Origin of the sequence: Rhizobium vallis (genome assembly GCF_003985155.1) — a bacterium.
Taxonomy (GTDB): Bacteria; Pseudomonadota; Alphaproteobacteria; order Rhizobiales; family Rhizobiaceae; genus Rhizobium; species Rhizobium vallis.
The window spans coordinates 154,793-175,168 of sequence record NZ_ML133693.1 but is presented as its reverse complement, the minus strand read 5'-3'; the positions used below and the strand labels follow the sequence as shown (position 1 = coordinate 175,168).

18 protein-coding genes are annotated in these 20,376 nt (G+C 62.0%); 11 read left to right on the top strand and 7 right to left on the bottom strand.

The annotated features are described in order from the left end of the window. Positions 1-49 precede the first annotated feature (49 nt). Together EFQ99_RS22060 and EFQ99_RS22055 are read right to left on the bottom strand one after the other, a co-directional pair. The gene (locus EFQ99_RS22060) at positions 50-1,783 is read right to left on the bottom strand and encodes a tetratricopeptide repeat protein (protein WP_126923351.1); all 1,734 of its coding nucleotides are present in this window, start codon (positions 1,781-1,783) and stop codon (positions 50-52) included. Between the two features lie 126 nt (positions 1,784-1,909). Continuing rightward, the gene (locus tag EFQ99_RS22055) at positions 1,910-2,209 is read right to left on the bottom strand and encodes a hypothetical protein (RefSeq protein ID WP_126923350.1); all 300 of its coding nucleotides are present in this window, start codon (positions 2,207-2,209) and stop codon (positions 1,910-1,912) included. A 444-nt stretch (positions 2,210-2,653) separates the two neighbouring features. Between EFQ99_RS22055 and EFQ99_RS22050 the strand changes: the two genes are divergently transcribed. Genes EFQ99_RS22050 through EFQ99_RS22040 form a run of 3 tightly spaced genes read left to right on the top strand, consistent with a single transcriptional unit; the run spans position 2,654 to position 6,122 of the window. After that, positions 2,654-4,054 carry a DUF1254 domain-containing protein gene (locus EFQ99_RS22050; protein WP_126923349.1) on the top strand — a complete coding sequence of 467 codons (1,401 nt, stop codon included), beginning with the start codon at positions 2,654-2,656 and terminating at the stop codon, positions 4,052-4,054. 15 nt (positions 4,055-4,069) lie between these two features. Continuing rightward, positions 4,070-4,570 carry a hypothetical protein gene (locus EFQ99_RS22045; protein ID WP_126923348.1) on the top strand — a complete coding sequence of 167 codons (501 nt, stop codon included), beginning with the start codon at positions 4,070-4,072 and terminating at the stop codon, positions 4,568-4,570. Positions 4,571-4,595: 25 nt separating this feature from the next. Then, positions 4,596-6,122, top strand: a complete 1,527-nt coding sequence (locus EFQ99_RS22040) for a DUF1254 domain-containing protein (RefSeq protein WP_126923347.1) — start codon at positions 4,596-4,598, stop codon at positions 6,120-6,122. A gap of 170 nt (positions 6,123-6,292) precedes the next feature. Here EFQ99_RS22040 and EFQ99_RS22035 read toward each other — a convergent pair whose 3' ends face one another. Genes EFQ99_RS22035 through EFQ99_RS22020 form a run of 4 tightly spaced genes read right to left on the bottom strand, consistent with a single transcriptional unit; the run spans position 6,293 to position 11,361 of the window. Continuing rightward, positions 6,293-7,732 (bottom strand): coniferyl aldehyde dehydrogenase, encoded by a 1,440-nt coding sequence (locus EFQ99_RS22035; RefSeq protein ID WP_126923346.1) that lies wholly within the window; start codon positions 7,730-7,732, stop codon positions 6,293-6,295. A gap of 21 nt (positions 7,733-7,753) precedes the next feature. Next, positions 7,754-8,860 carry an NAD(P)-dependent alcohol dehydrogenase gene (locus EFQ99_RS22030; RefSeq protein ID WP_126923345.1) on the bottom strand — a complete coding sequence of 369 codons (1,107 nt, stop codon included), beginning with the start codon at positions 8,858-8,860 and terminating at the stop codon, positions 7,754-7,756. A 55-nt stretch (positions 8,861-8,915) separates the two neighbouring features. Beyond that, on the bottom strand, positions 8,916-9,734 hold the full coding sequence (locus EFQ99_RS22025) for a p-hydroxycinnamoyl CoA hydratase/lyase (protein WP_126923344.1): 819 nt from the start codon (positions 9,732-9,734) through the stop codon (positions 8,916-8,918). A 43-nt stretch (positions 9,735-9,777) separates the two neighbouring features. Next, positions 9,778-11,361, bottom strand: coding sequence for an AMP-binding protein (locus EFQ99_RS22020; RefSeq protein WP_126923343.1), 1,584 nt, complete (start codon positions 11,359-11,361; stop codon positions 9,778-9,780). A 202-nt stretch (positions 11,362-11,563) separates the two neighbouring features. Here EFQ99_RS22020 and EFQ99_RS22015 point away from each other — a divergent pair, with 202 nt between their 5' ends. Next, positions 11,564-12,049 carry a MarR family winged helix-turn-helix transcriptional regulator gene (locus EFQ99_RS22015; RefSeq protein WP_126923510.1) on the top strand — a complete coding sequence of 162 codons (486 nt, stop codon included), beginning with the start codon at positions 11,564-11,566 and terminating at the stop codon, positions 12,047-12,049. Positions 12,050-12,180: 131 nt separating this feature from the next. Here EFQ99_RS22015 and EFQ99_RS22010 read toward each other — a convergent pair whose 3' ends face one another. Then, positions 12,181-13,104, bottom strand: a complete 924-nt coding sequence (locus EFQ99_RS22010; protein ID WP_425376285.1) for an AraC family transcriptional regulator — start codon at positions 13,102-13,104, stop codon at positions 12,181-12,183. Positions 13,105-13,302: 198 nt separating this feature from the next. Between EFQ99_RS22010 and EFQ99_RS22005 the strand changes: the two genes are divergently transcribed. The 7 genes from EFQ99_RS22005 (at position 13,303) to EFQ99_RS21975 (ending at position 20,366) form a co-directional block, all read left to right on the top strand. After that, on the top strand, positions 13,303-14,766 hold the full coding sequence (locus EFQ99_RS22005; RefSeq protein ID WP_245441553.1) for an aldehyde dehydrogenase: 1,464 nt from the start codon (positions 13,303-13,305) through the stop codon (positions 14,764-14,766). A 71-nt stretch (positions 14,767-14,837) separates the two neighbouring features. Continuing rightward, positions 14,838-16,148: an ABC transporter substrate-binding protein gene (locus tag EFQ99_RS22000; RefSeq protein WP_126923340.1), complete on the top strand. Its 1,311-nt coding sequence runs from the start codon at positions 14,838-14,840 to the stop codon at positions 16,146-16,148. Between the two features lie 7 nt (positions 16,149-16,155). Continuing rightward, on the top strand, positions 16,156-16,908 hold the full coding sequence (locus EFQ99_RS21995; RefSeq protein WP_126923339.1) for an ABC transporter ATP-binding protein: 753 nt from the start codon (positions 16,156-16,158) through the stop codon (positions 16,906-16,908). Then, complete coding sequence (locus EFQ99_RS21990; protein WP_126923338.1) at positions 16,905-17,633, top strand: ABC transporter ATP-binding protein; 729 nt, start codon at positions 16,905-16,907, stop codon at positions 17,631-17,633. Before EFQ99_RS21995 ends, EFQ99_RS21990 begins: the two co-directional genes overlap by 4 nt. After that, on the top strand, positions 17,630-18,526 hold the full coding sequence (locus tag EFQ99_RS21985) for a branched-chain amino acid ABC transporter permease (protein WP_126923337.1): 897 nt from the start codon (positions 17,630-17,632) through the stop codon (positions 18,524-18,526). Before EFQ99_RS21990 ends, EFQ99_RS21985 begins: the two co-directional genes overlap by 4 nt. Further along, complete coding sequence (locus tag EFQ99_RS21980; protein ID WP_126923336.1) at positions 18,523-19,542, top strand: branched-chain amino acid ABC transporter permease; 1,020 nt, start codon at positions 18,523-18,525, stop codon at positions 19,540-19,542. The genes EFQ99_RS21985 and EFQ99_RS21980 overlap by 4 nt, the downstream gene beginning before the upstream one ends. Positions 19,543-19,580: 38 nt before the next feature. Further along, the gene (locus EFQ99_RS21975; RefSeq protein ID WP_126923335.1) at positions 19,581-20,366 is read left to right on the top strand and encodes a coniferyl-alcohol dehydrogenase; all 786 of its coding nucleotides are present in this window, start codon (positions 19,581-19,583) and stop codon (positions 20,364-20,366) included. Positions 20,367-20,376 lie beyond the last annotated feature (10 nt).

The window sequence follows — 20,376 nt, the reverse complement described above, 5'->3', positions numbered from 1 at the left end:
CTGCTTTGGCAAGCCTTTACCGTCGGGATCGACCAGCACTGGCGTTGCCCTACGGCGTCGTTATGCTGGAAACGGCGCCCGGATCGACCTGTGCTCCGGCCTTGATCAGACCGGCTTCCAGCTCGGCGGCGATATCCGGCTGCAGGCGCCAGGACGCTACCCTGTCGTGAAAGGTTCGCTCGAATGCCGGGTCCTTGCTCCTGATCTCCGAGAGCCGCTCATGCGCCTCCGGCGAACTCAGTTGGCCAAGGGCGGCGGCTCTCAGCGTCGCCACCATGAAATCCGTGCAGTTGATCTGCTCGGCCAGCAGCGATGCCTCCGAGTAGCGCCCGGTCCGATAGGCGTCGAGCGCTCGCACCAGCATGGCGTCGCGCGGCGCCGTTTCCACGAAGCGGCCTGCATCTCGGGCCATCGCCACACCGGCATCCTTGTAACCCGAGAGATAGAGCACCAAAGCGAGTTTTGCCGCTGCATCGCCGTTGTTCGGATTGAGTTCGACGGCGCGGTTCCCGGCCTGGACGGCCGCCTCCGTGCGCCCGGCTGAAAACTGCGCAGCCATCAGCGCGACCTGCGCCCTGTCCGACATCGGGGCCGACGAAACCGCGCTCTTGGCAAGTTCCATTGCGCGCGATCTGACCGCGGGATCAAGCGAAGCGCCTTTGCCGGCAAGCAGCACCCGCGAAAGGAGAGCCCTTGCATCCGGATCTCCCGGGGCCGCCGCCAGGCTCTGCTCCAGACAATCCCTGCTCCTCGTCACCCGGTCCGCACCGCCTTCGTCGAGCGCGTACTCCGCCCGCAAAATGCAGGCATTGCCCAGCGCATCATCCGGGCTGTCATGGATCTCGATACTGTTGATGACGCCTCGCGTGGCCGCGAAGTGCTGCGCCAGTCCTGCGGCCATTTCCTCCCGCACCGAAGCCGGGCTCTTGCCGCTGACATCCACTTTCTCAAGGCCGGATTTGAGGAGATCGCCCGTTTCGCTGTCAGCGATCTGCCACCAGATGCTCCGGTCGTCAGCATCCGCGTAATATTTCATATCGATTTCGTAGCTTCTGCCGGACCGGGCGCCCGAACGGACATGGGAATAACCGGGCTTGGCGATGGTCAGCGTCGTGAATTGCGTGAGCGCGGTCATCAATGTGTCGCGCGTCTGGCTCGCTTCACGCTGCATCCCGGCCTCGGCGGCTGTCATCATGACGTAGACGGTCGGCTTCTTCGTCATGGCAGGTCGTTGGACGAACAGTTTAACGCCCGCGACAGCGCCGATCGCAACGACGAGCCCTGCCGCAACCGCTGCCAGGCGAATTCCATTGCGCGGGCGCACGGGCTGAACGGGAGCTTCGGGCATTAAGACCGGCGGCCTGCTTTCAACGGCCGGTTCCGAACCGGTATGGATCTCATCCTCCGGCCCGTGCGGGATCAAAGTCCCCGGGAAGAGGGCGATATACATGCCCTTCGGAATGTGGATGGTGACGTTGTCGGCCGCCCCGAATGCCTGGTAATAGGCGTCAAGCGCCGATCGCAGGCGGCTGATCTCGATGCGCACGATCGGATCGATCGAAGCATCGAAGCCGCTCGGCCGCCCGAGAACATCAACCGCCAGGGAATAGGCCTTCACCCCCTCTTCGCAGCCGTTGAACCGGCGCTCGGCCAAATATCTGAGGATGTCCTTCTGGCGCTCAGTGACCCGAAAGCGACTGTCGGAAAGCAACCTTTCGAGTTCGGCCCTGGCTTCGGCGGTGGGAACTTCACACGCCTTCAAGTCGTGTACTTCAGCATTCATGGCCGCCCCCGCACACCTTGTTTAAGCTAAAGTAGAACAAGCTAATTTATGGCCGAGATAGCGATAAGTTGCAATATGGAGCGCTATTGAAACCTAAACTCGATCGATCTCGGCCCGAACGATGTGTCAATGTCGCCCGTTCAAAGGGTGCTGGAGAACATAGTGGATGACATCGGATTCAATCTCGGCGCAGACGGTTTCGTATTCTTCCATAAGTGGGCATTCGTCCCTGGTGCGCGCCCGTGACATCCGCTCCAGAGTGGCGCTGGCCTCCTCATAGGCCTCGAAGAGATCGTCCAGGGAGGATGATTTTGCCGCCAGAAGCTGAAGCCGTCCGCGCATGGCAGGCAGCTTCAGCATGAGCCGCCACAACCCCCTTTGGGCGGCCCCGGAACCGTTGCTGTCGGTGCCGCTCTGCTTGTCCATCAGACCGTCCGGCCTCCCGGCCATAGTTGATCGACGGATTATGCGCATGCTGTGAAGCCGGGGAAGTACGTTACCGTAAATCTCCACTCATTTACGCCTGAGCCAGGTCTACGTTTAAAGTGAGGTACTCCCGCGCGAGCGCAGATGGCTGGATACTGCTGCCGTTCGAGCAGAATGCCGATGCGATTTTGGGGCCACCGTTTCTACCGCTGCCCCGCCCTATCGCCGCAATCGCCTGAAAGTCCAAAATGCCAACCGCCACGACTGTTATCTCACGTCATACGCGGATCGAACTCGCCGTCTGCTGCCCAGAAGCGGGCGATCGTTGATTACGCTTGCCTTTGCCAAATCTTCCATTAGCTTGTCTGAATACAATCAGGAGGTGGCGGTGATGAGGTTCAAACTCCTCCCCTGGTATGATCTGAGACGTTGGGGGGAACGGAGATGAGGGCGGTTCTTACAGCACTTTCCTTTGTTTGCTTGGCGACCTTCGCACGGAGCGAGACGCAATCGGTTGAAGAGCAACTGACCCACAGCCGCGCGGTGCAAGCCGCGATCTGGGGCATGCCTGCCGTCAACACCGATCTGATGCGCCAGGAGATGCTGACCAAGACCCCCGGCAAGGTGAACCAGTTCATCTATTGGGGCGGGCCGCTCGACTGGCATAACCAGACGCTGACGCCCAATCCGGACACACTCTACTTCATGGGCTTCTTCGATGTTAAGGACGGTCCGATGGTGCTCGAAGTGCCGCCGGGCGACGCCAACGGCTCGCTCAACGGCAATATCGTCACGCAATGGCAGACATCGTTGGAGGATGTCGGCCTGCTCGGAGTCGACAAAGGCAGGGGCGGCAAGTTCGTCCTCCTGCCGCCGGGCTATGCCGATCAGGTCCCCGAAGCGTACAGCCCGCTGCGCTCCGATACCTATGGCGGTTATGCGCTGATACGCTCGAACCTGAAGAGCCACAGCGAGGCCGACGTTGCCGCCTCGATCGCCTACGCCAAGCGTGTGAAGTTCTATCCGCTCTCCGCTGCAGCGAACCCACCCGAAACGGTGTTCACCGACGTAAAGGACGTCAATTTCGACAGCACTATCCGCTACGACGTGAGTTTCTACGAAAAACTCGACGGGATCATTCAGAGTGAGCCCTGGATCGATCGCGACCGGGCGATGATCGACCCGTTGCGCACGATCGGCATCGAGAAAGGCAAGCCCTTCGCGCCCGACGAGGCCGCCAGGGCGATCCTGAACACCGCCATCGGCGAAGCTAAGCAGCTGCTTGCTGCCCGCTACGATGTCGGCTTCCCCGCCTTCTGGGAAGGCAGCCATTGGACTTTGCCTGCCCTTCCCGAAGCAATCGAGGGTCAAGGCACTACCTATGCCGACAAGAGCAAGTACGCCGTCGACGCCCGAGGCCTGGGCTACACCTACGCATATATTTCGATCAAACGCCTCGGCGCCGGCCAGTTCTACCTGATTTCGATCCGCGACAAGGACGGCAATGGCTACGACGGGGCGAAGACCTATCGGCTGCACGTTCCACCGGATGTTCCCGTCGACCAGTACTGGTCGTTGACGGCCTACGACCGGGAGACGCATGCGTTGATCAAGAACGTCGACCGCGCAAGCCGGGCCTCGAATACCAAGGAGCTAAGGAGGAACCCGGACGGTTCCGTCGATCTCTACATCGGCTCCAAGGCGCCCGTGGGCCAGGAATCGAACTGGATTCCAACTGACCCGGCAAGGAAGTTCGAGTTCATGTTCCGGCTGTACGGGCCGAAGCCGGAATTCTTCGAGAAGAAGACGTGGAAGCTGCCCGACGTGGAGAAAGTCTCGGTCTAGTAGACGGAGAGTATCATGAGAATTGCCGCGCGGTTCGCGAAATGGGGGCTCGGCCTCTTCATCTTCGGCGTGTTCCTGACCTTCGGCATTGTTGCGCATTATTGCGTCGGCGCCCGCTGGCCGACCGGCGAACTCTTCATGCAGAACATCACGCTGTGGTGGGCGTGCCCATGGACGCTCTCGGTTGCCGCCGTGCAAGCCGGTGGGCTCGGCATGACGGCGATGGGGGTAACGAGCATGGTCGCTGCGCGGATATCGCCGGCTGCGGCCGAACCGGAGAGCTCGGCGGCCCTCTGGCTTTGCATCATCGGCCTGCTTGGCGTCTTCGCCATCGGCTATCCCGGATATTTCGTCTTCGATGCAATCTGGCCGGGTTACTACTACTCGCCGATTCTGATCGGGAAGAACATTTGGCTGCTCGGACAGGCCTTCTTCATTGCGGTCTACTTCGCCGGTGCCGTTGCAATGTTCAACGCGGTTCGGCGTGCGTTGAATGCGGTCCCGACACAAGCTTAGCCATCGTTGGTGAGTGGAGGACATAATGAAGCATGGAAACGATCTTACTCTGGACCGCCGTGACATCCTGCTCGGAGGCGCGACGCTCGCGGCCGCTTCGGTGCTCGGCACCAGCGCGCCGTCCGTCGCACGCGCGCAAACATCCTCGCTGAATCCGCAGCCCCTGCCACCGTCGCCGGGCTGGAGCCGGGCACTGCCTCCCGGCCCGGATGCGCGTGTGAAGATCACCGAGGCCTATGCCGCCCACGTCGCGCGCGATGCCTTGTTCTGGGCTTGGCCGCTGGTCAACATGTACAACCGCCGCCTCGCGTTCTCGCAGATGAAGGAACAGAGGTATACCGGCCCTCTGCTCGAAGCACCTCTCAATCGGCTCACCATGCTCACCGATTATGTCGATCCGGAAGAGCGCAACGTCGCCTGTCCCAATCAGGACGTGGTTTACGGCCTCGGAATGGTCGCTTTGGATGTTTCACCGGTGGTCATTCAGGTGCCGGATTTCGGCGATCGCTTCTGGGTCTACCAGATCGTCGATCTGCGCACCGACAGTTTCGTCAAGCTCGGCAAGATGCACGGCACCACTCCCGGCTTCTACTTGCTGGCCGGTCCCAACTGGAATGATGAGGTGCCGAAAGGAATCACCGAAGTTTTTCGCGCGTCGAGCAACACGGGACTTGTCGCGCCGCGAATCTTCCAGGACGACACGACGGAAGATAAGCGCGCGATACAGCGCGTACTGACCGGGATCGTGATGTATCCGCTCGGCGAGTACGACGGGCAGATGAAGAGCATCGACTGGAGCAAGCTGCCAAAAGTGCCCGGCGGCCCTCTCGGCGAAGAGGAAACCCGGTGGGTGTTTCCCGAGAAGTTTTTCGACGAACTACCGGCAGTGCTTGCCGATGCGCCGCCACTCCCCGGCGAAGAGGCGCGCTACGCGCAGGTGGTCGCCGTGCTCGCCGCCGCCAAAGATAATCCGGAAATGAAGCAGGCGATGATCGAGGCCGCCAAAGATGCCGAAGAGAAGCTTGTGAATCCGCTGTTTCAGTTCCGTAACTTCGGCCAGCAACTGCCCCACCACTGGAGCACGATTTCCAACGAATCCGCGTTTGGAACGGATTATTTCACGCGGACGGCTGTTGCGAAGTCGAGCATCCTGGTCAACTCGCCCGACGAGACGAAGTATTTCAATCAGGACCTCGATGCCTTGGGCGCACGGCTCAACAGCGCCAACCGGTATACAGTGACGTTCGCTCCGGACGGAACGCCTCCTGTGAATGGATTCTGGTCGCTCTCGATCTACAACGAGCACCATTTCTTCATCGCCAACCCGATCAACCGCTTCTCGATCGGCACCAAGAACAGGGACCTCAGGCTTGCTGCCGACGGTTCGCTCACGATCTATGTGCAGTCCGATGCGCCGACGGACGCGGTGCAACGGGCCAACTGGCTGCCGGCTCCAAAAGGCGACTTCTCATGCCTCGTCCGCGCCTACTGGCCGAAAACGCCGGTCATCGACGGCTCGTGGACGCCGCCGGCGGTGCAGAAGGTGAACTGACGAACGCAGCTTGAGTCATGAAATAGAATTGAGCGGCGAACCTCGCCAAGGCTTCCGGGCTCTGAAACGCCGCCCGGAAACCCGCTCCGGCAGAATGCTGCAATCTAGCCCGGAAAGGCTCTAGGCCGAGAGTTTGCCCTTGGCCGGCTATCGGAAGGCCAGTTCACGCTTTACTTGCAGATTGCAGCAGCCAGGAAGCCACGCATCGCCTCGCCGAACGGAGCACGCATCATATATTCCGCTTCCACCATCTTGCTCTGGTGATAGACGGCGCGCGGATGCGAGAAGGCGAGGAAGCCGAACTTGCCGTGGTAGGCGCCCATGCCTGAATGGCCGACGCCGCCGAAGGGCAGGCCTTCCGCCGTGACGTGGCTCATGCAGTCATTGACGGTCACTCCGCCGGAGGTCGTATTGTCGAGAACGCGGCGCTCCTCTTCGCCATCCTGGCTGAAGTAATAGAGGGCAAGCGGGCGCGGCCGGGCGTTGATGCGATCGATAACGTCGGCGACATCGCGATAGGGAAGAACCGGCAGCACCGGTCCGAAGATTTCCTCCTGCAGCGCGCGCATATCGTCGGTGGGATCGAGGATCAGGGTCGGCGGCATGCGGTGAGCCGATTGCTGCGAAAAATTCTCTCCCGCCGGATTGATTTCGACGATACGGGCGCCCTTGGCCCTGGCGTCGTCGACCAGGCCCTGCACGCGGGCATGATGACGGGCATTGACGATCGAAGTGTAATCAGGATTTTCCTTCAGCGTCGGATACATTGCGCCGACCGCGGCTACGGCGTGTTCGGCAAAGGCTTCGATGCTTTCCTCGGGCACGTAGACATGGTCCGGCGCCAGGCAGATCTGGCCGGCGTTCAACGTCTTGACGGTCATGACGCGCCGCGCCGCGTCTGCGAGATCGGCCGATCGGCCGACGATGACAGGCGACTTGCCGCCGAGTTCGAGCGTCAGCGGCGTCAGGTTTTCCGCCGCTGCCCGCATGACATGATGGGCAACCGCAGTACCTCCGGTGAAGATCAGATGGTCGAAGGCAAGCGACGTGAAGGCGGTACCCGTCGCCGGTCCGCCCTGGACGACGGCGATCTCCGTTTCGTCAAAGGAGCGGGCGATGAGTTCCGCCATCAGCGCTGATGAAGCCGGCGTCACCTCCGACGGTTTGATCATAGCGCGGTTGCCGGCGGCGAGAATGCCGGCAAGCGGGGCAAGGGCGAGCTGAAAGGGGAAATTCCAGGGGCTCAGGATGCCGACCACCCCCTTCGGCTGATAGACCACCTCGGCCACCGCGTCGGGGAATAGTGCCTCGTGCTGCTCGGGCTTCAACCATTCGGCAAGATGAGCCTTGGCATATTTCAGCGAACCGATGCAGGTGAAGACGTCGAGAAGCAGGCTCGCCTCGACGCTGCGGCTGCCGAAATCGTCCGACAGAGCCGCCGCAATCGCATCCTTATGATCGACGAGAAGGGCGATGACGCGATCGATGCGATCGATGCGGGTCTCGATATCAGGCGGTCCCTCCTTGAGGAAAGACGCCCTTTGCCGGGCAAGCAGCGCCTTCATGGCGTCAACACTGGTATCGGTGGCGATTGGGGTGACGGTGTTCATTGGTTCCTCCCTTGAACGATGTCAGGCGGCCGGCTGGCGCACGATCGGTTTCAGCACGATGCCTCTTTCCGAGTCCTCTACCGCCCGGTTGATGTCGGCGAAATCGTAGAAGCTGACGAGCCTGTCGAACGGGAAGCGCCCTTGGCGATGAAGGTCGATCAAGAGAGGGATCAGCACATCGGGATTGGAATCGCCCTCGACGATGCCGCGCACCCGGCGTCCGCCGGACAGAATATGGGTGAGGTCGAGCGTCAACGTCGCGCCGTGCGGCGAGGCCCCGACGATGCCGCATGTGCCGCGCGGCGCCAGCACCCGCACGCACTGGTCAATAACGGCGGGCACGCCGGAGGCATCGATAGAATAGTCGACGCCGGCGCCGGTCAGCGCCATGATCGCGGCGACCGCGTCGCTCTCCTTGCCGTTGACGATGTCGGTCGCTCCGAGTTCCGCCGCAAGCGCCAGCCGCGTCTCGTTGACGTCGACGGCGATGATCCGTGACGCGCCGACGACCCGCGCCGCCATCACGGCGGCCAGACCAACAGAGCCCATGCCGAAAACTGCGAGTATTTTTCCAGGCTTGACCTCGAGCGCATTCATCACCGCGCCGGCGCCGGTCTGGATGCCACAGGCAAGCGGCCCGAGCAGCGCCAGATCCGCATCTTTCGGCACTTTCACGATATTGCGTTCATGGCACAGCGCGTGGCTCGCAAAGGAGGATTGTCCGAAAATATTGCCGTGAATCCGCTCTCCCTCGCATGAGAGCCCGCTCGAACCGTCGGCGCGCGCGCCGAAGAAATTGCGCGGGAAGAATTCGTGGCAATAGGTCTCCTCGTGATCGTTGCAGCTCGGGCAATGACCACAGGAATTGAAGGTCATGACCACGTGATCGCCCGGCGCCACCTTGGCAACGCCCGGCCCGACACGTTCGACGATACCGGCACCTTCATGACCGAGCACGACCGGCTGCGGCACCGGCAGGTGCTGGTCACGCATGACGATATCGGTGTGGCAAACGCCGGTCGCGACGACCCGAACCAGGATTTCACCCTCGCGGGGTTCCTCCAGATCGAGCCTTTCTATTGAAAACGGCATATGGGGCGCACGGGCCACCGCGGCATGGATCTTCATTGCTTTCCTCCCTCCCAATGATCAGCTCGTAGACTACGCGCACGCGGACCTGTTCTCAGCGCTTGTAGGCGCCGAGCCCCGGCTGATAGGTCTTGTCGTCGAGGAACTGCTTCAGCCCTTCGTCGCGCCCCTTGGTCTTGTCGAGAAACAACATCTGTTCCAGCTTGGCGTAGATGTAATCGTCGGCGAGATCCCACGGCAGGTTACGCACACGCTTGTAAGTGTCCTTGGCGGCCTTCAGCGTCACCGGGTTCTTTTCGAGCAGGCTCGCGCAGATCTTGCGCACGCGGGTTTCGAGCTCGGCAAGCGGCACGGCCTCGTTGACGAGACCCATTTCCGCAGCCTTGCGCCCGCCGAACAGCTCGCCGGTCATGATGTAGTAGAGCGCGTCACGATGGCGCATCACTTCGGCGACCGCGCGGGTGACGTTGCCGCCCGGCAGAATGCCCCAGTTGATCTCGGAAAGGCCGAAATTCGCTTCCTCGGCGGCGATGGCGAGATCGCAGGAAACCAGCGGCGTGAAGGCGCCGCCGAAGCACCAGCCGTTGACCATGGCGATCGTCGGCTTTTCGAAATACATCAGCCGGCTCCACCAGTTGCCGGACTGCCGCCGTGCCTTCAATGTGGCATCCCGCGGCTTGCCGTCATTGTCGCGGAAATATTCCTTGAGATCCATGCCGGCGGACCAGGATTGCCCGGCGCCGCGCAGGACGAGCACACCACAACGCTCGTCACCCTCAAGCTCGTCGAGCACCTCGAGCATCCGGGCATTGAGAGCCGGATTCATCGCATTGCGCTTTTCCGGACGGTTAAGGGTCACGAAAGCGATGCCATTGTCGAATTCGACCAGAACCGGCGATTGGTTTTCAGTCATCAGATCACTCCATTGGTTTCGGCATGAAGCCGCGGCCGCTTCATCAGGCCTGTCGTTGAAGGGTTTCGTCGGAATGCAGCTGGCGCAGAACATGTTTCTGCACCTTGCCGGAGGCGGTGCGAGGAATGGTTTCGACGAAGAAGATGCGTGCCGGGCGCTTGAAGGCGGCGAGCTTTGCGACGCAATGGCCGGCAATCTCCTCACCCGTTGTCGCAGCACCCGGCCGCAGCACGACATAGGCGACGCCGCATTCGCCCCATCTTATGTCGGGAATGCCAACGACCGCGACGTCGAGGATATCGGGATGGCTAGCGAGTACGGCTTCGACTTCGGCCGGATAAACATTCTCACCGCCGCTGATATACATATCCTTCAGCCGGTCGACGATGCGATAGAAGCCGTTTGCTTCGCGGCGGCCGAGATCGCCGGTACGGTACCAGCCGTCGGTGAAGGCGGCGGCGGTTTCCGCAGGCTTGTTCCAGTAGCCTGGCGTCACCGCCGGTCCACGCAGCCAGAGTTCGCCGATCTCGCCGCCGCCAACGTCACGGCCACCCTCGCCGACAATGCGGATGTCGAGCAATGGTGCGGGAAGACCGACACTGCCGGGATTGTCCTGCACCGCGCGCCGATCGATCGGTACATGCAGCACCGTTCCAGCCTCGCTCATGCCGTAGCCGTTGACCAGCGCAACGCCGTCGTCGAGATAGCTTTCGATCAGCGCCTGCGTCAGCGGCGCGCCGCCAACGAAGAGCGCATGCAGGCCAGAGAGAGCCGCGGCGCTATAAGCGGGGTCGTTGCGCAAGGCGAGCGCGATCTGCGGTACGGCGAAATAATGGGTGACGGCCCGCTCCCGGTCGGCAAGGGCGGCCAGCGTGCGGGCCGGGGTGAAGCGGTCGGAGATGACGAGCGTCCCGCCCAGCATCAATGTGGTCCGCGCCACGGCAATGAGCCCGATCGTGTGGAAGAACGGCAGATCGCACAAAGCGACCGATGCCGGCCCGATCTCTCCGACGAAGGAAAAATTGACGGCGGCATAGAAAGCATTGCGGCCGGTGATGACGACGCCCTTCGGCTGTCCTGTCGTGCCCGAGGTGTAGAGAAGGACGCATGCCCGATCGGCATCGTCAGATACCGGGTCGGCCGAGGCGCTCGCCTCGATGCGGGCAGCAAGCCCGGCTGGGCCATCTGCCGTCGAGATCACCGCCATCTCGGGATCGGCATCTGCAAGGCTCGCCACAACAGCCGAAAACTCCTCGTCATGGACCAGGAGCGCCGGTGCGCAATCGGCAAGGATCGGCCGCAGTTCGGCGGCGCTGAGACGCCAGTTGAGCGGTACATAAACGGCGCCGACGCGCTGGCAGGCAAAGGCCAGCACGATCGAATCGATCGAGTTGCGCGCCAGCATGGCGATCCGCGCCCCTTCCCGCCGCGCTCCGAGCATATCCTTCAGGAAACCGCCGCAGCGGGCGATCCGCATATCGAGCTCGGCATAGCTAAGCTGACGGCCGGTGGCGATTTCGAACAGGGCCTGACGATCCGGCGCGACATGGGCGCGATAAAGGATCGGATCATTCGCCACCAGTCCGCAATCGGCCGACGAAGACCTTCCGGAAAAGGAATGCGCCATTTTTTCCTCCCATGCCCGCCGCTCCTCCGCGGCCAACAGCAAATTTGTATGCAACACATACTAATATTTTTCCGACAGGATGCAAGAGGCTGCTTGCGGAAAATCCCACCGATCCGGCAGACTCCAGGGAAATCGTTGCGCGGATATTGACTAACCTGCTGATTTTGATGGTTATGGCGCCTGGATCAGGCGAGAGCGAATGATGGCCGCAAAACCACCGCAGGATGATTTCGAGAGCGAGGATGCTCCGGCGACGCCGTCACTCGACGTCGGCCGGCTTGGCGATCTTCTGGGCTTTCATCTGCGTATGGCGCATGTCGCGATCTATCGCGACTTCGCTGAAACTATGGACGAGCTGGGGCTGACGCAGAAACAGCTCGCGGTGATGGAGCTTCTTGCAGTCAACGCCGGCGCATCGCAGATCGACCTGGCCAATACGCTCGGCACCGATCGCGCGACCATGATGGCCCTCGTCAACCGGCTGGCAGCGCGCGACTTCGTCGAGCGCCGCCCTTCCCAAGCGGACCGGCGCCGCCAGGAACTGCATCTGACGATAGCGGGACGCGCCATGCTTGCGCAGGCGCGCAAGCTGATCGATGCACACGAACAGCGTTTCACCGACCTGTTTTCGCCCAACGAAATGGATGCTCTGCTGGCTGCGCTGAAGCGAATATATAAGCGCAGCTGAAACCTGCTTTCGCCTTTGTCGATGTGGGAAGCTGATGTTTCATATTGACGGATCGCATCCTTCTGACTGGGGTTCTGCGCCCGTAGAGGTTCCGAAGCCTGGTGACTTCCGGCGATCCAATGCGCTCGAACCTAAGGCCAGTCCGCATAGCCTGAGGAGAGCATTCTGTTTTCCGAGCCGGCGGAAACGCGGGCGATCTCGCGGTAGCCGGCGGGAGAAAGGCCGGTCTTGCGTTTGAAGAAATGGCTGAAATAGGTCGGATCGCTAAAGCCGAGGCTGTCAGAGATTTCCTGTATATTGCGGGCCGAGCGCTCCAATCTCAGCTTTGCCTCCTGCACCACGCGCTCATGCAAGAGCTGGATCGGTGAGCGCCCGAGCGACCTCTGGCAGACCGCATGAAGCCGGTCGGCAGTGACGCCGAGCTCTGCGGCGTAGTCGCTGATCGGCCGATGCTGGCGGAAACCGGCCTCGACGAGCTGGCGATATCGCTGCAGGATCGATCCGGTTTCGCCCTGCCCGCGCTGCTCATTTCTCTCGCCCTCGGTGCCGCGCCAAAGCGTCATCAGGATCAGCCGCATATAGGCCGATGCCGCCATCCAGGAGGCGCGGGAGGGCTCGTCGATCTCACGCACGAAGCCCGAAATCAGCGGAGCAATTTCAGCCACCAACAGGGGATCCGATGCCTCGACCAACTTGCGCTGTTCGGTGAAGATGCGCAGCGAATAGGATTCCACCTTCTCGCCGATCGCATCGACCATTACCTGCGGCGAGGCTCCCACCAGATGCGCCGCGGTTCCAGCCGCGATCAACAAGTCGCAGCGTGCCTGCGGCGGCAGGAAGGCAAGGAGCGGGCCCTGCAACGGCCGCTCCTCGCCGCTATTGAAGTGAAGCTCAGCCCTCCCCTCCCGGAGCAAAAGGAAATGGTGGAAATCGGCATAGAGCCCTTTCTGAAAACGGATATGGCGATGCGAGAGCGAGGGTCCGTGCCACTCGCCCCTGGCATAGCGATGAATGCTTGCGTCCAACGCTTCTCCTCCGCTCCCGTCCCTCCCGATATTGCGGCAATCGCCAGAAAATTACAACATTAGCCCAATAAATCGCATTCCATCCGCAATTGATCGGCGTAACCTTCTGGTCATCAGCCTTTGGGAGGAGGCATTCCAAAAAATGCAGAACGTGGTCTGGCAGCCCTAGGGCTGGTGCGCCCGCACGTCCTTCTCCCGTGGCAACAACGCAGACGCCAGTCTTGGCGAGTGGGTGAAACGGTGTTTTCGGCAAAGCTGATGATCAACAACGAAGAGATGGGCGCTTCTTCCGGAGCGACCTACGAACGGATCGATCCGCTGACCGGCGATGTCGCAACGATCGCCTCAGCGGGGTCTGTCGCCGACATGACAAAAGCGGCCAACGCGGCCGCTGCCGCGTTTCCCGACTGGTCGCAAACCGGCCCGGGCGAGCGGCGCAGGCTGCTGAACGCCGCCGCCGATCTCCTGGAGGCCCGCAGCCCGGAGCTCATTGCAGCCATGACCGGCGAAACCGGCGCCACCACACAGTGGGCGGCGATCAATTGCGCGCTCGGCGCCGATATCTTCCGGGAGGCGGCGGCAATGACCACGCAAATCTCAGGCGAACTCGTACCATCAGGCATTCCGGGAAGCCTCGCCATGGCGGTCCGCCAACCGGCAGGCGTCTGCGTCGGTATCGCCCCCTGGAATGCACCTATCATCCTTGGTACCCGTGCCGTCGCCATGCCTCTTGCCTGCGGCAATACGGTTGTCCTCAAGGCATCCGAACTCTGCCCGAAGACCCATGGCCTGATCGGTGACGTCCTGCGTGACGCCGGCTTTCCGCCTGGCGTCGTCAACATCGTTTCCAATGCACCGAGCGATGCCGCCGCCGTCGTCGACACCCTGATCGCCCATCCGGCGGTGCGCCGAATCAATTTCACGGGATCGACGCGCGTCGGCCGGCTGATTGCCGAGGCGTCGGCTCGCCATCTAAAGCGCTGCCTGCTCGAGCTCGGCGGCAAGGCACCCTTCATCGTCCTCGCCGATGCCGATATTGATGAGGCCGTGCGTGCAGCCGCCTTCGGTGCCTTCATGAACCAGGGGCAGATCTGCATGTCGACCGAGCGGATCATCCTCATGGAGGAGATCGCCGATGAATTCGTAGAGAAGTTCAGGGCCAAGGCGGAGACGCTCGTTGCCGGCAATCCGCGCGACGGCAACACGCCGCTCGGGACGATGATTACGGCCGAAGCAGTACGCCGCGTCCGCGCTCTGGTCGAGGATGCCGCGCAGAAGGGCGCGGTCGTCCTTTGCGGCGGTCACGCGCGCGGCACGCTGATCGATGCCACGGTCATCGATCACGTCACCCCAGCCATGCGCATCTACCGCGAGGAAAGCTTTGGGCCGCTGGCTGCGATCATTCGTGTCGACAGCATCGACGAAGCCGTGACCGTGGCCAACGACAACGAATATGGCCTCTCGTCAGCTGTCTTCAGCCGGGACATCAACCAGGCGCTTGACGTCGCCAAGCGCATCGAGACCGGCATCTGCCACATCAACGAAGCAACCGTCGCGGACGAGCCCCAAATGCCGTTCGGCGGCGTCAAATCGAGCGGCTACGGCCGATTCGGCGGCAGGGCAGCGATCGACGAGTTCACGGAACTTCGCTGGATCACGCTTGCCTCCGGCAGGCGGAACTATCCGATCTGAATCGTCACGGATTGGAAAGACACAAGGGAACACGGAGTTAAGAGGGCTCCGCCAAAGAGGGAGGAAATTACATGACTGGTTTCAAGGGACGGATTTTGGGCGCGGGACTGACGCGCCGAGATTTTATGACTGCGGCCGCCGCGGGTACGACCGCATTGGCTGTCGGTGGGCGCAAGGCTTTTGCTGCCGATGACACGCTGAAGGTCGGCTTTATCAGCCCCCGCACAGGGCAGCTCGGCGGATTCGGCGAGACGGATGGCTATGTGCTCGATCTCGCGCGCAAGGCGCTGGCCAATGGATTGCAGGCCGGCGGCAAGACATGGAAGGTCGAAATCCTCGATCGCGACACACAGTCCGATCCGTCGCGCGCCGGCCAATTGGCAAAGGATCTGATCAACAATCAGGCGGTCGATCTGATGCTGGCGGTTTCGACGCCGGAGACGATCAACCCGGTTGCCGACGCCTGCGAGGCTGCCGGCGTGCCGTGCTTGTCGACAGTCATGCCGTGGGAAGCCTGGTATTTCGGCCGCGGCGCCAAGCCCGGTGCGCCGTCGCCGTTCAAATGGACCTATCACTTCGGCTTCGGCGTCGAAGAGTTCCACAAGGCCTATGTCTCGCAGTGGAATCTGATCGAGACAAACAAGAAGGTCGGCGTCATGTATCCCAACGATGCCGATGGCAATGCGATCCGCGCCCATCTGGCGCCTGCGCTCGCCAAGGCGGGCTTCACCATCGTCGATCCTGGTGCTTATGAGACGGGTACGACCGATTTCTCATCGCAGATCGCGCTTTTCCGACAAGAAGGCGTCGAGATCTTCAACAGCTTCCCGATCCCCCCGGATTTCGCCGCCTTCTGGCGCCAGGCGGCTCAGCAGGGACTTACCCAGCAGATCAAGATCTGCCAGGTCGCCAAGACCGGGCTCTTCCCGTCCGACATCGAGGCGCTCGGCGACCTCGGTATCAATCTCGCCAGCGCCGCCTATTGGCATAAGGCCTTTCCCTACAAGTCGACGCTGACGGGCGCCTCCGGAACCGAGCTCGCCGATGGCTACGAGGCGGCAAGCGGCAAGCAGTGGACGCAGCAGTTGGGTGCGAGTCTTGCTCTGCTCGATGCCGGTTTCGACGCCCTGAAGGCCGCCTCGGATGCAAAAAGCAAGGAGGCCGTCGCCAAGGCGCTGAGCACGCTGAAGACGACGACAATTGCCGGCAAGGTGGATTTTACCAGCGGCCCCGTCGCCAATGTCTCTCCCGGGCCGATCATCGGCACGCAATGGGTCAAGGCGCCCGAGGGCTCGAAGTTCGCGCTCGACTATGTCGTTACCGAAAACGCCACCGACCCGAACGTGCCGGTCGCGGCCAAACTTATCGCTTACAACGGGTAAGGCTATCGTGCAGGGACAAGAACGACATAGGCCAGGACAGGATTTCCTGTCGGCCAAGGGGATCCACAAGCGCTTCGGGGCACTTGTGGTCCTCGAAAACCTCGACTTCTCCATGGGAGACGGCGATGCCGTCGGCATCGTCGGCCCGAACGGAGCGGGCAAGACGACCTTGCTGAGCGCATTGGCGGGGGCCTTTCCGCTGAGTGCCGGAACGATCACATTCGACGGGCGGAACGTGACCGCGTTGACGGCGGCCGATCGTTGCCGGTCCGGCCTCGTCAGGACGCATCAGATTCCAAAACCGTTCACCGGCATGACGACATTCGAGAATGTTTTCGTTGCCGCCTCGCACGGCAAGGCATCGAGCCGCGACGAGGCCTATGAGCGCGTTGTCGATTCGCTGCGGCTCTGCGGCATGCTCGGGGTTGCCAATCGTCGCGCCGACACGCTCGGTCTACTCGATCGCAAGCGCCTTGAGCTCGCCCGCGCACTTGCCACCGGTCCGCGTCTGCTGCTGCTCGACGAAATCGGCGGCGGGCTGACGGATGGCGAAGCGAGCGAACTCGTCGGTACCATTCTCGAGCTCAGGCGGCGTGGTATCGGCATCGTCTGGATCGAGCATATCGTTCACATCCTCTTGCAGGTCGTCGAACGGCTGATCTGCATGGATGCCGGCAAGATCATCGCCGATGGCGATCCGAAAGCCGTCATGAGCGATGCCGAAGTGGTGCGCGCCTATCTTGGGGGAACGCCCGCATGAGCATTCTTTCCGTTCGCAATCTCGATGTCCGCCATGGTCTGCTGCAGGCGGTGCGCGGCGTCAGTTTCGACCTCGCCAAGGGAGAAGTGCTGGCGCTTGTTGGCGCCAATGGCGCGGGCAAGACGACGCTGCTGCGTTCCATCGCCGGCGCGCATCTGCCGGCCGCCGGCCAGATTCTGCTCGATGGCGAAGACGTCACGCCCGTTCCCTCGCACAAACGTATTGCCAGGGGCATTGCGCTCGTGCCGGAGGGACGGCGGTTGTTCTCGCAGATGACGGTTGAGGAAAATCTATTGCTCGGCACCAGCGCCGGCCGCAAGGGCGAGTGGACGATAGAGCGGATCTTCGATGCCTTCCCCAATTTGAAGCCGCGTCGGCACGCCAAGACCGGCCATCTGTCGGGCGGCGAGCAACAGGCAACCGCGATCGGTCGGGCGCTGATGAGCAATCCCGATATCCTGTTGCTCGACGAAGTTTCCCTGGGTCTGTCGCCGCTTGTCGTCGACCGTGTCTATCAGCAACTGCAAGGGCTCTTGTCGTCAGGCACGACCATCGTGCTTGTCGAGCAGGATCTGGCGCGCGCAATGAGCGTCGCAAGCCGCGTCATCTGCATGCTAGAGGGGAATATCGTGCTCGACAGGCCGGCAAATGGCGTAACGCGCGAGGAAGTGACCCGAGCCTATTTCGGCCTGCATCGGGCGACAGGCGAGAGGAGCGTCTCGTGATCAACACCCTCATTCAAGGCATTCTGCTCGGCGGTTACTATGCTGTCATCGCTTGCGGCCTTTCCTTCATGTTCTCAGTCATGCGCATCATCAACCTCGCGCATGGCAGTCTTGCCGTCGCCGCCGCCTACGGCCTCTGGCTGCTGGCAGCGAAACTCGGCATCCCGCCCCTTGCCGGCCTGCTGATTGTCCTGCCGGTCATGGCTGTCCTCGGCTGGCTTCTGCAGCGCTTCGTCCTCGAGCGCAGTGCGCGCGGTGGAACGTTACTGCCGATCCTGACGACCTTCGGCTTGTCGATCGTCATCGATAACCTGTTGTTCCAGCAATTCGGGGCGGATACGCGTTCGCTCGCGCCCTTCATCGGCAATCTCTCCTATGCGTCCTGGCAACTGCCGGGTCACGTCTTCGTCGGCAAGCTTTCTGTCTTGATGATGGTGACGGCGATCGTCATCATCGGCGGGCTGCAGTTCTTCCTCAGCGGCTTCTCACTTGGCCGCTCCATTCGCGCCACGGCGGAGGATCCGGATACTGCGGGCCTCGTCGGCATCGATGCGCGTCGCGTCAACGCCGTTGCGACCGCGATCACGATGGTTACGGTCGGCATTGCCGGCGCATTCCTGGCCATGCGGGCGACTTTCAATCCTTATTCGGGCGGACCGCAGCTATTGTTTGCCTTCGAAGCGGCCGTCATCGGGGGCGCTGGTTCGCTTTGGGGAACCCTGCTCGGTGGCATCGTGCTTGGACTGGCGCAATCGCTCGGTGCCCAGATCCACCCGCAAGGCTTCCTGATCGGCGGTCACATCGCCTTCCTTCTCGTTCTTTTCGTGCGGCTGCACCAGTTCGGTTTCCTAAGCCTCGGTAAAATCCGCACACTTCTTCGGAGCCCGTCATGAGCACGATCGCACCCGGATTTTCCGTCGAGCGCTGGACTGCGTCCTCACGCTTGACCCTGGCCGTCATGATGGTGGCGATCGGGCTTCTCGCCGCTGTGCCTGCCGTCTCCAGCGCCGGCGTTACCGATCGCATGACGGCTCTCTTCATCTACGTGATCCTGGCGGCGATGTGGAATGCGCTGGCGGGTTTCGGCGGTCTCGTCTCCGTCGGCCAGCAGGTCTTCTTCGGGCTCGGCGCCTATTTCACCATTCGGCTGGCGGATGCGGGGCTCGATCCCTTCGTTTCACTGATTGCCGCGGCAGTCGTCACCGGCGCGATATCGCTACCGCTTTCATGGCTGATGCTGCGGCTGAAGGGCGGCGAGTTTGCCATCGGCATGTGGGTGCTTGCCGAGCTTGCCCATCTGCTCGTCAATCTCGACCGGCTCATTCAGGGGGAAACCGGAACCTCGCTGATCTCCTTGAACGCCTATGATAGCGGCATGCGGCGCGTGGCGATCTATTGGCTGGCGCTGGTCGCCATGGTCGCGCTCCTCGGCGCACTCTTTGCGTTGATGCGGAGCCGGGCCGGAGCCGCCATGCAGGCGATCCGCGACAATGAGGACGCGGCAACCTCCGTTGGCGTCCGCGTCGCGGCGACGAAACGCCTGCTCTTTGTTCTTGCCGCCTTCGGCATCGCCGTTGCCGGCGGCCTGTGGCTGGCAACCGCAGTCACCTTCCAGCCCAAGACCTATTTCAGTGTGCAGTGGACCGCCTACATGATCTTCATGGTGTTGGTCGGCGGCATCGGCAAGTTCGAGGGCGCCATCCTCGGCGCCATCCTCTTCTTCGTCATCGAAACCGTCTTCGGCGGAACCGGGGTCTGGTATCTGGTCGGTCTGGGCGCGACCGCGGTGCTCTTCTCGCTCTATCTGCCGCGCGGCCTCTGGGGTGAGATCGAACGCCGCTTCGATCTGCAGCTTTTGCCCGTGGGTTATCGGCTGACGTTTTCTGATCTCTTCAAGGATAAACAGTAGCGCGAGCGTTCGCTGCATTTCATAAGAAAGGTGAAATCATGCTTTTCGGCAAGACCATCCTCATTACCGGCGTCGCCTCGGGTATCGGCGCGCGTGCGGCCGAGCTTGCGGGGCAAATGGGAGCCGACGTCATCGGCGTCGATGTCCGCGAGCCGTCATCGGGCATCAACTCCTTCATCAAGGGGGATATTTCGACCGCCGCCGGCGTCGAGGAAATCGCCAGGCAGTTGCCCAATCGCATCGACGCTCTCGCCAATGTCGCCGGGCTTTCCGGAAATACCGGCGTCGCGGCGACGCTGGCTGTCAATTTCTACGGCCTGCGCGCCCTTTCGGAAGCCGTCGCACCCCGCCTGCGCGAAGGTGGAGCGATCGTCAATGTTGCCTCGATTGCCGGCTATGGCTGGCGCGCCAATCTGGAGCGGGCAAAGACGTTGACCGGCATCGAGGGCTTTCCGGATGTCGCAGCTCTTGCCAACGAACACGGACTGAAGAATGAGGAGGGCTATCCCCTCTCCAAGGAACTGCTGCTGCTTTGGACGATGCGCGCCGCGCGGCAGCCTCTCTTCAAGGATCGCGGCATTCGCGTCAATGCCGTCAGCCCTGGTCCGGTGGAGACGCCGATCCTGAAACAGTTCCGCGCCGTGCTCGGCGATGCCCGTGTCGACAGCGATATCACGCGTGTCGGACGGGCCGGCACGTCCGCCGATATCGCGCCCGCCATCCTGTTTCTGTGCTCGGACGGTGCGCGTTGGATCAACGGTGCCAACCTTCCGGTCGACGGCGGGCTGGAAGCTTCCATCAATGCCGACGTGTTCGGTTTCTGAAAAACTACCC